The following is a 1,269-nucleotide window of genomic DNA, read 5'->3' as shown; positions in this document are numbered from 1 at the left end:
TCATTGGCAATTTTAATCGCATCATCAAAGTCTTTAAATGTGGTCACAGCAAGCACAGGCCCAAAAATTTCTTCTTGGAAGGTTTTCATGCTGTTATCGCCTTTGAAAATGGTCGGTTCAATATAGAAACCCGCACCGACTTCTTGGCGTTCGCCGCCGCCAGTCAGCACTTGCGCGCCTTCAGCACGGCCCGTTGCGATACAGCCCAAAATTTTATCCTGCTGCTCTTGAGATGCCTGTGCGCCAATCATGGTGTCGGTATCCAGCGGATGGCCGGTTTTAATGCGTTTAACACGTTCAATGGCTTTTTCTAAGAACTTATCTGCAATGCTTTCATGCACTAATGCGCGTGATGGGCAGGTACAGATTTCACCTTGGTTGAGCGCAAACATCGTAAAGCCTTCTAGGGCTTTATCTAAATAGTCATCATCATGATCCATGACATCTTCAAAGAAAATGTTCGGTGACTTGCCGCCGAGTTCCAGTGTTACTGGGATAATATTTTCGGTGGCATACTGCATGATCATTTGACCCACTGCAGTTGAACCAGTAAAGGCAATTTTTGCAATGCGCGGATTGGTTGCTAAAGGACGGCCGACCTCTACACCATAACCGTTGACAATATTCAGCACGCCGGGCGGCAAGATGTCTTGAATCAGTTCAGCGAGAACTAAAATGCTGACAGGGGTTTGCTCTGCAGGCTTAAGCACGATGCAGTTGCCTGCTGCTAAAGCTGGCGCCAGTTTCCAAGCCGCCATTAAAATTGGGAAGTTCCAAGGAATGATTTGGCCCACGACACCTAGCGGTTCATGGAAATGGTAGGCAATGGTGTCACCGTCAATTTCTGAAATGCCGCCTTCTTGCGCGCGGATACAGCTGGCAAAATAACGGAAATGGTCGATGGTCAAAGGAATATCGGCAGCCAGTGTTTCACGGATTGGTTTGCCGTTATCCCATGTTTCAGCGACAGCCAGCAGCTCTAAATTCTCTTCTAAGCGGTCTGCAATTTTTAACAGCAGATTTGAACGTACGGTTGGCGATGTATTATTCCACGAGGCTTTAGCTGCATGCGCTGCATCCAGCGCCAGTTCAATATCTTCTGCAGATGAGCGCGGAACTTTAGTAAACGCTTTACCGTCTACTGGGGAGGTATTTTCAAAGTATTCACCCTTCGTTGGAGCAACCCATTTGCCTCCAATGAAGTTTTCGTATTGCGGTTTGAAGTGGACTTTTGAACCGTCTTGATTGGGATCTGCGTAGCGCATGTGT

At 47.4% G+C, this 1,269-nt stretch carries 1 protein-coding gene; it reads right to left on the bottom strand.

Going from position 1 to position 1,269, the window contains the following annotated elements:
* A partial coding sequence (locus D7V32_RS16930) for an aldehyde dehydrogenase family protein (protein ID WP_120403934.1) occupies window positions 1-1,265 on the bottom strand: 1,265 nt, incomplete at its 3' end.
* Between the last annotated feature and the right edge of the window lie 4 nt (window positions 1,266-1,269).

The organism is Acinetobacter tianfuensis (assembly GCF_003611465.1).
GTDB lineage: Bacteria > Pseudomonadota > Gammaproteobacteria > Pseudomonadales > Moraxellaceae > Acinetobacter > Acinetobacter tianfuensis.
This window is presented reverse-complemented; position numbering and strand designations above follow the sequence as displayed.